Origin of the sequence: Streptomyces sp. AV19, from assembly GCF_015999245.1 — a bacterium.
In the GTDB taxonomy this organism is placed as follows: domain Bacteria; phylum Actinomycetota; class Actinomycetes; order Streptomycetales; family Streptomycetaceae; genus Streptomyces.
The window spans coordinates 124,009-136,930 of sequence record NZ_JAEAMR010000015.1; the positions used below are offsets into that span (position 1 = coordinate 124,009).

Sequence of the window (12,922 nt, forward strand, 5' to 3'; positions counted from 1 at the left end):
GGTGCCGGGCCGAGGGGCGCAGCCCCGGAAGAAACGGTGAAAGGGCGGGGCGGGGGCAACCCAGCCCGTCCGGCGCTTGAGGACAACCGCGCGAAGCGCGGTTGCGGGGTCCGGGGCGGAGCCCCCGCTCGCGGCGCGCTCACCGCGGATTGCGAAGGGGCGCGGCCCCTGCGGAAACGGTGAAAGTTGGGGTACCCCCTCCGGGGGAGGGACCGGGGCGGACAACTCCCCCGGAAAGCCAAAGGCCCGCCCGGTGCGACGGGGGATGCACACCGGGCGGGCTCGATGTCATTTCTACCTCATCAAGGATGGGTCATGCATCAAAAACCTGTTCGCCTTGACGAAATCCACCGCACCGGCAGCGAAATCAAGCCACGCGCCCGCATCGTCGGACGCCACGTCAGACGGTCACGCGGAACGGCCAGTTCCAGCTCACCGAAGCGGTCGAGGAGCGCCGCGAGCGCTGTCTCGGCCTCCATCCGGCCCAGGGCGGCGCCCAGGCAGTAGTGGATGCCATGCCCCAGCGACAGATGACCGGACAGACCACGTCGTTGCAGGTCAAGACGGTCAGGGTCGGGGAAACGGCCCGGGTCGCGATTCGCGGAGGCCAGGGAGAGAAGGACCGTCTCGCCCGCCGGGACGGTGACGCCGCCGATCTCGACGTCCTCCACCGGGAAGCGCCGGATGGCCAGCGGCACGGGCCCGTCCCAGCGGTTGACCTCCTCCACGACCGCCGAAAGACCGTCCGGATCCTTTCGCAGTGATGTCAGGACCTCGGGGTGGTCCAGCAGGGCCAGAACCGAGTTGCCGATGAGGTGGACCACGTTCTCGTAGCCGCCGAAGAGCAGCAGGAAGGCGAGCGACGTCAGCTCGTCCTCGGAGAGCCGGCCGCCGTCCTCGTCGTCCCGGACGGCGATGAGGTCGGAGAGGAGGTCGTCGTCGGGGGCGGCCCGCTTCGCCGCCAACAGGCGTGTCAGGAAGCGGATCATATGGGCCACCGCCTGCTTCGCCGCCTCCGGGCGGGCCGGGTCGGGGGCGACCAACGTGTCCGTCCAGGACCGGAAGTCGGGGCGGTCGTCCTGCGGTACGCCCAGCAGGTCGCACATCACGGCGATGGGCAACGGCCCGGCGTACGCGGCGATCAGATCGGCCGAGCCGTGCGGCTCGACCGCGTCCAGCAGCGCGTCCGCGGTCCGCCGCACCGGCGCCCGCAGCTTCTCCACCCGCCCGGGGGTGAACGCCTTGACCACCAGGCGCCGGATGCGGGTGTGATCCGGCGGGTCCATGTTGAGCAGGTTGGCGTCCAGCGCCGGCGGCAGGGACATGCCCGCGTAATTGCCGGGCGCGGCATGGCGTTTGTCGAGGGAGAGCCGCGGATCGGCGAGGGCCTCGCGGACGTCCTCGTAACGCGTCACCAGCCAGGCCGGTCTGCCGTCGGTGCCCGGGACGCGGTGCACGGGCCCGGCCTCGCGCAGCGCGGCGTAGGTGCCGTGCGGGTCGTCGAGGAGTGGTCGTACGTCGGTGAGTCGCATGCTCCGACCCTATGGAGGAACCGGCGCGGGTGGCACCGGAACCCGTACGCATCCGTACGGGCCCGGCGCCACCCGGCGCCGCGGGCGGCCGTGACCCCCGTCCATGGCCGCCTCGTTCACGGGGCGCGCCTCAGCCGGGCGCGCGGGCCGTGCCGGCCGACCGCAGCTCGTCGAGCACGGAGTCGACCAGCCGGTCGTGGAAAACGTCCGCCACGAGCGCCAGGTGCTCGTGCTCGGCCGCCGGGTCGGGACTGACGGTCACCACCACGCTGTCCGCGTGCGGATCGGGGAGGTGGCCGGAGAACCGGTTCGCCAGGCCCCGGCGCAGCGCCGCCGCCTCGACGACGGCGGCCAGCCGGGGCTCGGCGAGGCCCGCCGCGTCCGCCCGGCGGCGGGCGAGGTCCAGGGTCACGGGCTCGACGTGCCGCCGGACGCCGCGCTGGACGTCGCGGATCTCGGCCATCTGCCGGTTGGCCCGCCACTCCAGGTCCGCCAGCGGCCAGCGGCCCGTCCAGCGGGGGGCGCCGATGGTGACCTCGGGGACCTGGGCGGTGACCTCCTGCCACAGCGGGTGCAGGCGGCGCAGCCGGCGCCAGGCGGCGGCCCGGGGGCCGACCGCGGGCAGCGAGAACCCGAGGAGGACGAGCAGCGCGGCGATCGAGGCGCTCATGGGGGCGATGCCGTTGGAGAGCCAGTGCGCGTCGTGGCCCGCCCAGGTGAGGACGAAGCCGGTCAACTTGCAGGCGCAGTAGAGCAGTCCGAGCCAGCAGCCAGCGGCGAGCGTCCGCAGTCCCCTGGAGAGCCAGGAGGGGCCGAGGGTGGCGGCGTAGCGCGGGCACAGGACGCCGAGGCCGGCGAGGCTCGCGCCGAAGATGGCCAGATACAGCGCCAGGAAGGCGACCACGCCGGGCGCGTGGGCGTAGGCGGTGCTGAAGTCCCGCGGGTGCTCGACCGCGTCGGGCCGGCCGAGCGCGAAGCAGACGATCGCGACCGCCCAGGTGCCGGCGACGGCGGCCACGGCCCAGCGGGAGCGGGCGACGGCGCGGGTGTGCGCCGCCCGGTCGCCGCGGCTGGTCCAGCGCAGCAGCAGCACGGTGGCGCCGGCGGCGAAGAGGACGACGGCCGAGTACAGGAGGACCATCGCGAGGTTGGCCACGCCGGTCAGCCGGTCGAAGGCGCGGTAGACGCGGGGCGCGGAGAACAGGAAGACGACGGGCACGCCGGCGGTCATCAGCGCGGTGAGCCCGAGGTCGGTGTTGCTCCGGTCGCGGAACCAGGCCCGGGCCTTGTAGCCGACGATGGCCCAGGTGACGGCCGAAAGGGTCAGGTAGAGGGCGTCAAACACCGCCACCGCCCTCCCCGTCCGCGCGGGCGCGGCGGACGTGTTCGAGCGCGGGGCCGAGGGAGGCGGCCAGGGCGGCGGCCGGGCCGGTCAGCGGCCGGTCCTCGCCCGGCGGGGGCGGGACGACCTTCTCCATCAGCAGCGTGGCGAGGACCTCGGTCTCGCGCTCGGTGAGGTCGTCGTAGCAGTGGTGGCGGGCGAGGCCCATGGCCAGGCCCATCCGGCGCATGGCGGTGGCGACGTCGACCGAGGGGGTCCAGACCTTGAGCGCGTTCTCGGTGACGGTGGGGTCCTGGTCGTGGCCGAGCAGCAGGTGGCCGAGTTCGTGCAGGACGATGTGCGCCTGGTGCCAGGGCGAGGTGCGCAGTTCGTGGACGATCCAGTACGCGTCGTCGGTGGTGGCGGTCATGCCGGAGACCACGCCGTCCAGGCGCATGGGCACGAGGTGGATGGGGCGGCCGACGCGGCGGGCGACGGCGTCGCACAGGGCGGGCAGGCCGGTGCGCGGCGGCAGGGCGAGCTCGTCGATGAGCTGCCCGCAGCGCCGGCGTATCCGCGCCACCCGCATGCCTGCACCGTCCTCGTCGTCGGCGTCCTCGGTTCGCCGCCAGAATGTGAAGAGCCGGTCGTCCGCCACGACGGTCACGGGCGCTCCTCACCGCCCGTCCCGGGCGCGTCCGTCGGCAGGTTCATCTGCTGCCGGAACTGACAGATGATCGCGGACAGGCTGTCCTGCACCTCGGGGGGCAGGCCGACCGACCGCAGGGCGATGGAGCGCACCCGCTGGTCGCGCATGGCGGCCAGGAAGCGCACCTCGTCCTCGACCCGGGCGGCCTGCGAGTCGGACAGGCCGCCCATCAGGTAACACACGGGCACGGCGAAGAACTTCGCCAGCGCCCGCAGCACGTCGGGGCTGGGGTTGGTCCGCTTCCCGTTGCGCAGCATCGACAGGTACTGCTCGGTCACCGTCACCCCGCCGTACTCCTCCGCGCCCCTGCCGATCTCCTCGGCGACGTGCGCGTTCGTGTAGGGCGATCCGGGCGGATGCATGTTCGCGAACAGGTAGTTGAGCCGCACCGCGAGCGCGTCGCCGGTGTCGTCCGCCGATCCGTCCCCCCTGACCGCCATCAGCCCCCCGTTCCCCCGTTCCCGTCGCGGTCGTTCGCGCGGTCACCTCACGGGTGGTTAAGCCCGGGAGGGCCGCATCGGGAATCCTGTCACGCGCCGACGAGCGGCACTAGTCGGATTCCGGTTACGAGCAGGACATGACTTAACCAGGAGTTGATGGCCCACCGGAAGGGCGTTTTCCGGCCAGTGGCCCGTGCCCGGCCGCCGCCGGCAGCGGAATTCCGGCGTCCTTTCCGGCGTCCTGGTGAATCCTGTCGCGTCCGGCTCTCACCGCACCTCTCCCACCCGTAGGACGATGGCACGCTCACCTCGTATGCGCCCCGCGCACCGGAGAGGAACGCTCATGCGCAGACCCCTCGCCGTCACCGGCCTCGTCACCCTCCTCCTGGGCCTCATGACCGTCACACCCGTCGCACCCGGAACGCCCGCCTCCGCCGAACCGGGGGAACGCGCGCTGGCGCGCGCCGCCGACGCGTACTGGACGGCCGAGCGCATGGCCGAGGCCCTCCCGGCGGAGGCCGGGCGCCGGGACGTCGACGGCCGTTCCGCCGTGGAAGCGGCCCGTGCCGTGCCGCCGAGCCGTCCCTTCGACGGACTCCCCCAGGTGGGGACGTTCTTCTGGACCGACGGGCGGAACAAGGGCCGCTTCTGCGGCGGGACGGTCGTCCACAGCCCGTACCGCGACCTGGTGGTGAGCGCCGCGCACTGCCTGCGCCGGCCGGACCCCAGGAAGCGGCTGTCGTTCGTGCCGCAGTACCACGACGGGCTCAAGCCGCACGGGATCTTCCCGGTCGAGGCCGTCTACATCGACCAGCGCTACTACGACCTGGGTACGGACGGCGGGGCCCGCTGGGACTACACGGTGGTCCGGCTCGGCGACCGGGACGACGGCACGCCGGTCGAACGCGTCACCGGCGGCTTCGACCTGGCCTTCCACCCCGGGTACAAGCACCGGGACGTGCGGCTGATCGGCTACCCGGGCAGCAGTGACACCAAGTACCCCAAGCCCATCGACTGCCGCTCCGCCACCCGCCGTTACACCAGCACCGACCCCAAGGCGCCGGGCGACTTCCTGGAGATCCCCTGCGCCGGGTACATCGGCGGCACCTCCGGCGGGCCGTTCCTGATCCGCTCGGCGGGCGGGTACGCGCTGATCGGGGTGATCGGGGGCTACCACACCGGGGGTGACACCCCGGACATCTCCTACAGCTCGTACTTCACCGAGGACCTCCTCGACCTGTACGTGGACGCCATGCACGGCGCGCCGCCGGCGGAGCGCTGAACATGGCGAAGGCCCCCGGAATCCGCCGAATCCGGGGGCCTTCGCCGTGTCACGGTCAGCGCGTGAAGCGGTGCGGGTGGCGGGTCAGCGTGTACCCGCCGATGGCCAGGAGCGCGGCGAGCACGGCGCCGCCCACGGTCCACAGCCAGCGGTCGGACCACCAGCTGCCCGTCCAGCCGTCCTCGGGCTCGGCGACGGCCCCGGCGTGCAGCGGGGCGCCCAGCTCGCCGCCCTCGGCGTACTTGCCGCCGGCGTCCTCGGCGCTCGCCTCGACCTCGGCGTGCACGGGCAGGCCCATGTCCTGGTCGGGTCCGTCGGCGAGGGTGAGGCGGACGTAATAGGCGCCCGGCAGCGGGTCGTTGGACCAGCGCTCGGCGTACGGCCGCACGGCGCGCAGGGTGCAGGTCAGAGTGACCGTGGTGTCCTGCTGCGCCACCTTCTTCGTCTGCTCGCCCTCCACGCACGCCTGGCGGCGGCGCAGTCCGTCGAAGACGTCCAGCTGCCAGGTCGCCGCGCCGTGGCGGGCGCCGGACTCGGGCAGCTTGACGGTCGCCTTGGCGGTGGGCCGCTGGCCGGCGCCGGCCGGGAACTGCCAGTAGAGGTAGTCACCGGTGGTGCCGTCGGCCGTGGCCTTCTGGTCCTGCTTGATCGCGGTGGCGGTGCGGAAGCTCGTCCCGGCCTCGGTCGGGTCGCCGTTCTGACCCGTGTTCCCGGCCCAGGCCGCCCCCGCGCCGGTGAACAGCGCCGCGGCCGCGAGGAGGGAGGCGGTCAACGCACGTCGGATACGCATCAGTTCGCCCTCCGGACCGAGACGCGCCAGCGGGCCAGCCAGCCCCACAGCAGACCGGCGACCAGGCCCGTCAGGCCCAGCACGGCGAGCAGCACCCAGCCCCGGCCGAGGCCGAAGGCGGCCAGGTCGGAGGGCTTGTCCGGGGAGTTCACCAGGTCGACGGCCAGCTCGACGGGCAGACCCGGGTCGCGCTTGACGTTCGCCGGGGCGGAGAAGGAGCTGGAGACCTCCAGGCAGACGGTCTTCGCGTCCTTGGCCGTGTCGTCAGCGTCCTTCTTGACTTTGCTCACCGGGTAGCGCACACCGGAAGCCATCACATCGGTGCGGCCGCTGCCGGCGTCCGAACCCCGTACCAGTTCCTGACCGTTCTCGCTCACGGCTCTCACCAGTACGCCGTAGTCGCGGTCCACCGGCCGGTCGGCGGCGACACTCGCGGCGGCGCGCAGCTCCTGGCCCGGCCTGACCTTGACGCGGTACCAGCGGTGCTCGCCGAAGGTCTCGCGGTCGGTCCAGACACCGGCGCCGATCTCGGGTGCTGCCGAGCACTCGTTGGCGCCCTTGGCGGGCTTGGGCGCCTCGTCCACGGGCGTCTCGGAGCGGCGCACCAGCTGCTTGATGCGGCCGGAGAGCTCCTTGGTGTGGCGCACGGTGGTGTAGGTGCCGCCGGTGGCCTCGGCGATGCAGCTGAGCTGCTCGCGGGTCTTGTCGTCGTGGGCCAGGCCGAGCGTGTCGATGGTCAAGTGCGTGCCCTTGGCCGCGAGTTCGCGCGCCACGTCGCACGGGTCGGGCTGGCCGCAGGAGTCCTCGCCGTCGGTGATGAGGACGATCCGGCGGGTGCCGCCGTCGGTGCCCAGGTCCTGGTCGGCGCCGCGCAGCGCGTAGCCGATGGGCGTCCAGCCGGTGGGGCGCAGGGTGGCGACGGCCGCCTTGGCCTCGGTCCGGTCGACCTTGCCGACGGGGTACTCCTGCTTGCTGTCCCGGCAGCCGATCGTCTTGTCGTCGCCGGGATAGTGGGCGCCCAGGGTGCGGATGCCGAGCCGCACTCCGTCCGGGACGGCGTCGATGACCTCGTTGAACGCCTGCTGGGCCGCCGCCATGCGGGACTGGCCGTCGATGTCGCGGGCGCGCATCGAGCCGCTGACGTCCAGCACGAGCTCGACTTTCGGGGATTCCTTGGAGGGCCCGTCGGCGGCCTGCGCCGGTACGACGCCCCCGGCCAGTGCGGCGAGCAGAGCGCAGGCGCCCGCCGCCAGCCGTCTTGTGATGATCATCCGAAGATCCTAGTGACCGACAGGCGGGGGACCCAAAACGGCAGTTGCGGGGCCGGGGGCACCACGGGGGCGCCCGGGAGCGCGGGGGAACCGGGGCGTGCCTCCGGCGCCCCCGCGCCGGTCCGCGCGCGGCTTTACAGCGCGCCGCCCGCCGTCGGCTTCTTCAGCTTGTCGATGTCGATGGTCTGGTCGGCGGGCGGGGTCTTCGGCTGCACCGGCTTGTTCCAGTCGGTCAGCCGGACCGAGCTGCCGTCCGTGGACTTGTCGATCTTCAGCGGGTAGGGCCTGCCGGTGGACGCGACGCTGATGGTGGTCCCGTCCGCCGAGATCGGGACGACGGGCTGCCCGTCGACCGTGGTGGCCGCCCCCTTGGTGACCTCCTTGCCCGAGTCGCCGCCGGAGCCGACCTTGGCCTGCAGCACCGCCAGGTCGCAACCGGTCGTCATGCCCTTGAGCTTGGGGTCGCTCGCGGGACCGTGGATGTAACGCCCCTTGAGCAACTCGGCAGCCTGCGGGCCCGCCTTGGCCTTCCACAGCTTCTCGTCCGCCTTCATCCAGACCTGGTCGCCGATCTTGATCACCTCGGCGGTGCCCTCGGTGCCGGTGCCGACCGTGCCGACGCAGTTGCCCTGCTTGTCCATGGCGAGGTCGACGCTCATCGATTCGGCGCCCTTGGTGCCCGTCATCTTGAACCGCAGCGCCGTGGCCGACTGCAGCTCCTTCTTGGCCCGGTCGGATATCTCCTTGCCGGACAGCTTCTCCAGCCCGCCGCCGGCCGGCGCCGGAGCCGAAGAGGCCGCCTTGTCGGACTTCTTGTCGTCCGACTTCTCGTCGCCGTCGCCGCCCTTGCCGCAGCCGGTGAGGCCCACGACCGCCGCCAGACCGGCGGCGGCCACCACGATGCCGTATTTACGCGCCATTTCGGGATATTCCTTCTGATTGCACTGTCCCACAGAGGGGTTTACCCTACGGCCCGCCACTGACAACGGTCACCGGCCCGCCGGGAAGGGCGGCGGCTCCGGCGCCGCCGTCGCGTGGATGCGCTCCGCCATCGCCTTGGCCGGCTGCTCGCGCTCCTCCGGGGAGAGCCGCTCCAGCAGGGTCCGGGTGACGTCCGGCCCCCGCGCGGGCCCCGCCGTGGCCCCGGGATGGGCGGTCACCCACTCCAGCACCTACCGCGCCTGGGTCGTCATGCGTACGGACCCGAGGCCGGCCATCGGGACGGCCCGGCACCACCGGCTCAAGGGCAGCCTGGCACACGGCACCCACCACGGGCGGACCTGCGAGCAGTGGCGGATCGAGGTGACCGGCGGCGGACGCGTCTGGTACCTCCTGGACACCGCCCACGCGACCTGCTGGATCACCTTCGCGGGCACGGGCCATCCGCGAGCCACGGACCGCCGCTGAAGAGACGCGGCTGCTGCCGGGCGGGCCCGTACCCGCCCGGCAGGGCAAGCCCTTACTCCCCTTCCCCGCCCTCCAGCTCCCCTTCCGTCTCCAGGAACACCCGGCGCAGCGCCTCCAGGGTCTCCGCGTCCGGCTTGGCCCACATGCCGCGGCTCTCGGCCTCCAGGAGGCGTTCCGCGATGCCGTGCAGGGCCCAGGGGTTGGCCTCCTGGAGGAAGGCGCGGTTCTCCTCGTCCAGGACATACGTCTGGGTGAGCTTGTCGTACATCCAGTCGGGGACGACGCCCGTGGTGGCGTCGTAGCCGAACAAGTAGTCCACCGTGGCGGCGAGTTCGAAGGCGCCCTTGTAGCCGTGGCGGCGCATCGCCTCGATCCAGCGGGGGTTGACCACGCGGGCGCGGAAGACGCGCGAGGTCTCCTCGACCAGGGTGCGGGTGCGCACCGTCTCCGGGCGGGTGGAGTCGCCGATGTACGCGGCGGGGGCGGTGCCCTTGAGCGCGCGGACGGTGGCCACCATGCCGCCGTGGTACTGGAAGTAGTCGTCGGAGTCCGCGATGTCGTGCTCGCGGGTGTCGGTGTTCTTCGCGGCGACGGCGATGCGCTTGTAGGCGGACTCCATCTCGGCCCGGGCCGGACGGCCCTCCAGCCCGCGGCCGTAGGCGTAGCCGCCCCAGACGGTGTACACCTCGGCGAGGTCCGCGTCCGTGCGCCAGTCGCGGCTGTCGATGAGCTGGAGGAGGCCCGCGCCGTACGTGCCGGGGCGGGAGCCGAAGATGCGGGTGGTGGCGCGGCGTTCGTCGCCGTGTTCCCGCAGGTCCGCCTGGGCGTGGGCGCGGACGAAGTTGACGTCGGCGGGCTCGTCCAGGGCGGCGACGAGGCGTACCGCGTCGTCCAGCAGGCCGATCACGTGCGGGAACGCGTCGCGGAAGAAGCCGCTGATGCGGAGGGTGACGTCGATGCGGGGGCGGCCCAGTTCCTCCGACGCGACCGGCTCCAGGCCCGTCACGCGGCGCGACGCCTCGTCCCACACCGGGCGGACGCCCAGCAGTGCCAGCGCCTCCGCGACGTCGTCGCCCGCGGTGCGCATCGCGCTCGTGCCCCAGAGGGAGAGGCCGACCGACTCGGGCCAGCGGCCCTCGTCCGTGCGGTAGCGCTCCAGCAGGGAGTCGGCCAGCGCCTGGCCGGTCTCCCAGGCGAGGCGGCTGGGGACGGCCTTGGGGTCGACGGAGTAGAAGTTGCGGCCGGTCGGCAGGACGTTGACCAGGCCGCGCAGCGGGGAGCCGGAGGGGCCGGCCGGGACGAAGCCGCCGGCGAGCGCGTGCACGGCGTGGTCGAGCTCGTCCGTCGTCGCGGCGAGGCGCGGGACGACCTCGCGGGCGGCGAACTCCAGGATCGCGGCGACCTGTTCGCCGTGCTCGGTAGGGACGGCGGACGGGTCCCAGCCCGCGTCCTCCATCGCCTCGACGAGGGCGCGCGCCTTCGCCTCCGCCTCGTCGGCGGTGGTGCGGGTGGCGGCGGACTCGTCCAGGCCGAGGGCCTCGCGCAGGCCGGGCAGGGCGGTGGTGCCGCCCCAGATCTGGCGGGCGCGCAGGATGGCCAGGACGAGGTTGACGCGGTCGGCGCCGGCGGGCGCGCCGCCCAGGACGTGCAGGCCGTCGCGGATCTGGGCGTCCTTGACCTCGCACAGCCAGCCGTCGACGTGCAGGAGGAAGTCGTCGAAGCCGTCGTCCCCGGGACGCTCCTCCATGCCGAGGTCGTGGTCGAGCTTCGCCGCCTGGATCAGGGTCCAGATCTGGGCGCGGATCGCGGGGAGCTTGGCCGGGTCCATGGACGAGATCTGGGCGTACTCGTCGAGGAGTTGTTCCAGGCGCGCGATGTCGCCGTAGGAGTCGGCGCGGGCCATCGGCGGCACGAGGTGGTCCACGAGCGTGGCGTGGGCGCGACGCTTGGCCTGCGTGCCCTCGCCCGGGTCGTTGACGAGGAACGGGTAGACGAGCGGCAGGTCGCCGAGGGCGGCGTCGGGGCCGCAGGCGGCGGACAGGCCGGCGTTCTTGCCGGGCAGCCACTCCAGGTTGCCGTGCTTGCCCAGGTGCACCATCGCGTCGGCGCCGAAGCCGCCGTCCTCGCGGGCGGCCGCGATCCAGCGGTAGGCGGCGAGGTAGTGGTGGGAGGGGGGCAGGTCGGGGTCGTGGTAGATGGCGATGGGGTTCTCGCCGAAGCCGCGCGGCGGCTGGATGAGGATCAGCAGGTTCCCGCGGCGCAGGGCGGCGAGGACGATGTCGCCGTCGGGGTTGTGGGTGCGGTCGACGAACATCTCGCCGGGCGCCGGGCCCCAGTGCTCCTCGACGGACTCCCGCAGCTCGGCGGGGAGTTCGGCGTACCAGCGGCGGTAGTCGGCGGCCGGGATGCGGACGGGGTTGCGGGCGAGCTGCTCCTCGGTGAGCCACTCCTGGTCGTGGCCGCCGGCCTCGATCAGGGCGTAGATCAGCTCGTCGCCGTCGCCGGACTCCAGGCCCGGGACGTCCTCCGTGCCGAAGTCGTAGCCCTCCTCGCGCAGCCGGCGCAGCAGGGCGACGGCGCTGGCGGGGGTGTCGAGGCCGACGGCGTTGCCGATGCGGGAGTGCTTGGTGGGGTACGCGGAGAGGACGAGCGCGATCCGCTTCTCGGCCGCGGGGATGTGGCGCAGCCGCGCGTGGCGGACGGCGATCCCGGCGACGCGGGCGGCGCGTTCGGCGTCGGCGACGTAGGCGGGCAGGCCGTCCTCGTCCACCTCCTTGAAGGAGAACGGGACGGTGATGATCCGGCCGTCGAACTCCGGGACGGCGACCTGGGTCGCGGCGTCGAGCGGGGACAGCCCCTCGTCGTTCTCCTCCCACGCGCTGCGCGGGCCGGTCAGGCACAGGGCCTGGAGGATGGGGACGTCGAGGGAGGCCAGCGCGCCGGCGTCCCAGGACTCGTCGTCCCCGCCGGCGGACGCCTCGGCCGGCCTGGTGCCGCCGGCGGCGAGGACGGTGGTGACGACGGCGTCGGCGCCGCGCAGGGCCTCGATCAGCTCCGGCTCGGGGGCGCGCAGGGAGGCGATGTACAGCGGAAGCGCCCGGCCGCCGGCGTCCTCGACCGCGCCGCAGAGGGTCTCCACGAAGCCGGTGTTGCCGCTCATGTGGTGGGCGCGGTAGTAGAGCACGGCGATCTTCGGTCCGCTCGCGCCCGGCTTGGGGGTGCGCTCCAGCTCGCCCCAGGTGGGCGCGGGGGCCGGCGGCTCGAAGCCGTGGCCGGTGAGGAGGACCGTGTCGGAGAGGAAGCGGGCGAGCTGTTCGAGGTTGGCGGGACCGCCGTGGGCGAGGTAGGCGTGCGCCTCGGCCGCGATGCCGACGGGGACGGTGGACGCCTCCATCAGCTGGGCGTCCGGGGCCTGTTCGCCGGTGAGGACGACGACGGGACGGTCCCCGGCGAGCAGCAGGTCGAGCCCTTCCTCCCAGGCCCGGAGGCCGCCGAGGAGCCGGACGACGACGAGCTCGGCGCCCTCCAGCAGGGCGGGCAGCTCGGCCGGCGCGAGGCGGGCGGGGTTGGCGAGCCGGTACGGGACCGGGCCGCCCTGAGCAGCAGCCGCGCGGGCGCTGAGCAGGTCGGTGTCGGACGTCGACAGGAGAAGGATCACGCGGCGCTCCCGGGTGCGTGTGCGTCAAGGGTCGCCCGGGGTGCGCGGCACCGGTATGTGCGCATGCTGCGGCTGGCCTTCCTCGGGGTCCGCGCCCCGGGCGGTGGGTGGACGGCGGGAGTTCCTGACTCTGCGCGTCGGCACGGGTGTGCTTGTTGCGCTTCACAGTGGCGGGACCGTGCCGGAGTTTCGCCGGCTTCCTCCCCTGGTGCCGTCTTGGCCTCGCCATCTTAGCGATCTCCTGGGCGGGGGCCGAGGGGGGTTTGCCGCCCCTGCCCCGCCCTTTCACCGTTTCTTCCGGGGCTCCGCCCGGGGCCTGGCACCGCGCTTCCGCGCGGTGGGCGGGGGCTGCGCCCCCTGCACCCCGCTTCGGGGCTCCGCCCCGGGCCCCGCAAAGCGGCTGCGCCGCTTTGTCCTCAAGCTCCCCGGAGGGGGCAACCCCCAGACGGGCTGGATTCGGGGCTCCGCCCCGGACCCCGTATCGCGGCTCCGCCGCTCGTCCTCAAACGCCG

General features: G+C 73.4%; 11 protein-coding genes and 1 riboswitch. Of the genes, 2 read left to right on the plus strand and 9 right to left on the minus strand.

All coding sequences use genetic code 11. The annotated features are described in order from the left end of the window. Nucleotides 1–320: 320 nt before the first annotated feature. The 4 genes from I5Q34_RS24115 to I5Q34_RS24130 form a co-directional block, all read right to left on the minus strand. Nucleotides 321–1,532 carry a cytochrome P450 gene (locus tag I5Q34_RS24115; protein WP_199894487.1) on the minus strand — a complete coding sequence of 404 codons (1,212 nt, stop codon included), beginning with the start codon at nucleotides 1,530–1,532 and terminating at the stop codon, nucleotides 321–323. Nucleotides 1,533–1,662: 130 nt separating this feature from the next. Further along, a complete protein-coding gene (locus tag I5Q34_RS24120) occupies nucleotides 1,663–2,877 on the minus strand; it encodes an MAB_1171c family putative transporter (protein WP_199894560.1) in 1,215 nt (404 codons plus the stop codon). Further along, complete coding sequence (locus I5Q34_RS24125) at nucleotides 2,870–3,520, minus strand: hypothetical protein (protein WP_199894488.1); 651 nt, start codon at nucleotides 3,518–3,520, stop codon at nucleotides 2,870–2,872. Before I5Q34_RS24125 ends, I5Q34_RS24120 begins: the two co-directional genes overlap by 8 nt. Beyond that, entirely contained in the window at nucleotides 3,517–4,002 is a 486-nt protein-coding gene (locus I5Q34_RS24130) for a helix-turn-helix domain-containing protein (RefSeq protein WP_199894489.1), read from the minus strand. The genes I5Q34_RS24125 and I5Q34_RS24130 overlap by 4 nt, the downstream gene beginning before the upstream one ends. 343 nt (nucleotides 4,003–4,345) lie before the next feature. Here I5Q34_RS24130 and I5Q34_RS24135 point away from each other — a divergent pair, with 343 nt between their 5' ends. Then, the gene (locus I5Q34_RS24135) at nucleotides 4,346–5,284 is read left to right on the plus strand and encodes a serine protease (protein WP_199894490.1); all 939 of its coding nucleotides are present in this window, start codon (nucleotides 4,346–4,348) and stop codon (nucleotides 5,282–5,284) included. 55 nt (nucleotides 5,285–5,339) lie between these two features. On the opposite strand, the gene I5Q34_RS24140 is transcribed toward I5Q34_RS24135, so the two are convergent. The 4 genes from I5Q34_RS24140 to I5Q34_RS24155 form a co-directional block, all read right to left on the minus strand. Beyond that, a complete protein-coding gene (locus I5Q34_RS24140) occupies nucleotides 5,340–6,074 on the minus strand; it encodes a hypothetical protein (protein WP_199894491.1) in 735 nt (244 codons plus the stop codon). After that, the gene (locus I5Q34_RS24145) at nucleotides 6,074–7,345 is read right to left on the minus strand and encodes a VWA domain-containing protein (RefSeq protein WP_199894492.1); all 1,272 of its coding nucleotides are present in this window, start codon (nucleotides 7,343–7,345) and stop codon (nucleotides 6,074–6,076) included. Before I5Q34_RS24145 ends, I5Q34_RS24140 begins: the two co-directional genes overlap by 1 nt. Before the next feature lie 134 nt (nucleotides 7,346–7,479). Beyond that, the gene (locus tag I5Q34_RS24150) at nucleotides 7,480–8,265 is read right to left on the minus strand and encodes a hypothetical protein (protein WP_199894493.1); all 786 of its coding nucleotides are present in this window, start codon (nucleotides 8,263–8,265) and stop codon (nucleotides 7,480–7,482) included. 69 nt (nucleotides 8,266–8,334) lie between these two features. Further along, nucleotides 8,335–8,505 (minus strand): hypothetical protein, encoded by a 171-nt coding sequence (locus I5Q34_RS24155; RefSeq protein ID WP_199894494.1) that lies wholly within the window; start codon nucleotides 8,503–8,505, stop codon nucleotides 8,335–8,337. A gap of 31 nt (nucleotides 8,506–8,536) precedes the next feature. Between I5Q34_RS24155 and I5Q34_RS24160 the strand changes: the two genes are divergently transcribed. Continuing rightward, the gene (locus tag I5Q34_RS24160) at nucleotides 8,537–8,752 is read left to right on the plus strand and encodes a hypothetical protein (RefSeq protein ID WP_234429448.1); all 216 of its coding nucleotides are present in this window, start codon (nucleotides 8,537–8,539) and stop codon (nucleotides 8,750–8,752) included. A gap of 52 nt (nucleotides 8,753–8,804) precedes the next feature. Here the strand turns inward: I5Q34_RS24160 and cobN are convergent, their stop codons facing one another. Continuing rightward, a complete protein-coding gene (gene cobN / locus I5Q34_RS24165) occupies nucleotides 8,805–12,410 on the minus strand; it encodes a cobaltochelatase subunit CobN (RefSeq protein WP_199894495.1) in 3,606 nt (1,201 codons plus the stop codon). 118 nt (nucleotides 12,411–12,528) lie between these two features. Then, nucleotides 12,529–12,613, minus strand: a riboswitch (cobalamin riboswitch). Nucleotides 12,614–12,922 lie beyond the last annotated feature (309 nt).

Bases quoted from the DNA above. Each gene is read 5' to 3' on its own strand.
- I5Q34_RS24150 (WP_199894493.1), bottom strand. From the start codon at position 8,265: ATGGCGCGTAAATACGGCATCGTGGTGGCCGCCGCCGGTCTGGCGGCG.
- I5Q34_RS24160 (WP_234429448.1), top strand. From the start codon at position 8,537: ATGCGTACGGACCCGAGGCCGGCCATCGGGACGGCCCGGCACCACCGG.
- I5Q34_RS24140 (WP_199894491.1), bottom strand. From the start codon at position 6,074: ATGCGTATCCGACGTGCGTTGACCGCCTCCCTCCTCGCGGCCGCGGCG.
- I5Q34_RS24135 (WP_199894490.1), top strand. From the start codon at position 4,346: ATGCGCAGACCCCTCGCCGTCACCGGCCTCGTCACCCTCCTCCTGGGC.
- I5Q34_RS24115 (WP_199894487.1), bottom strand. From the start codon at position 1,532: ATGCGACTCACCGACGTACGACCACTCCTCGACGACCCGCACGGCACC.
- I5Q34_RS24145 (WP_199894492.1), bottom strand. From the start codon at position 7,345: ATGATCATCACAAGACGGCTGGCGGCGGGCGCCTGCGCTCTGCTCGCC.
- I5Q34_RS24130 (WP_199894489.1), bottom strand. From the start codon at position 4,002: ATGGCGGTCAGGGGGGACGGATCGGCGGACGACACCGGCGACGCGCTC.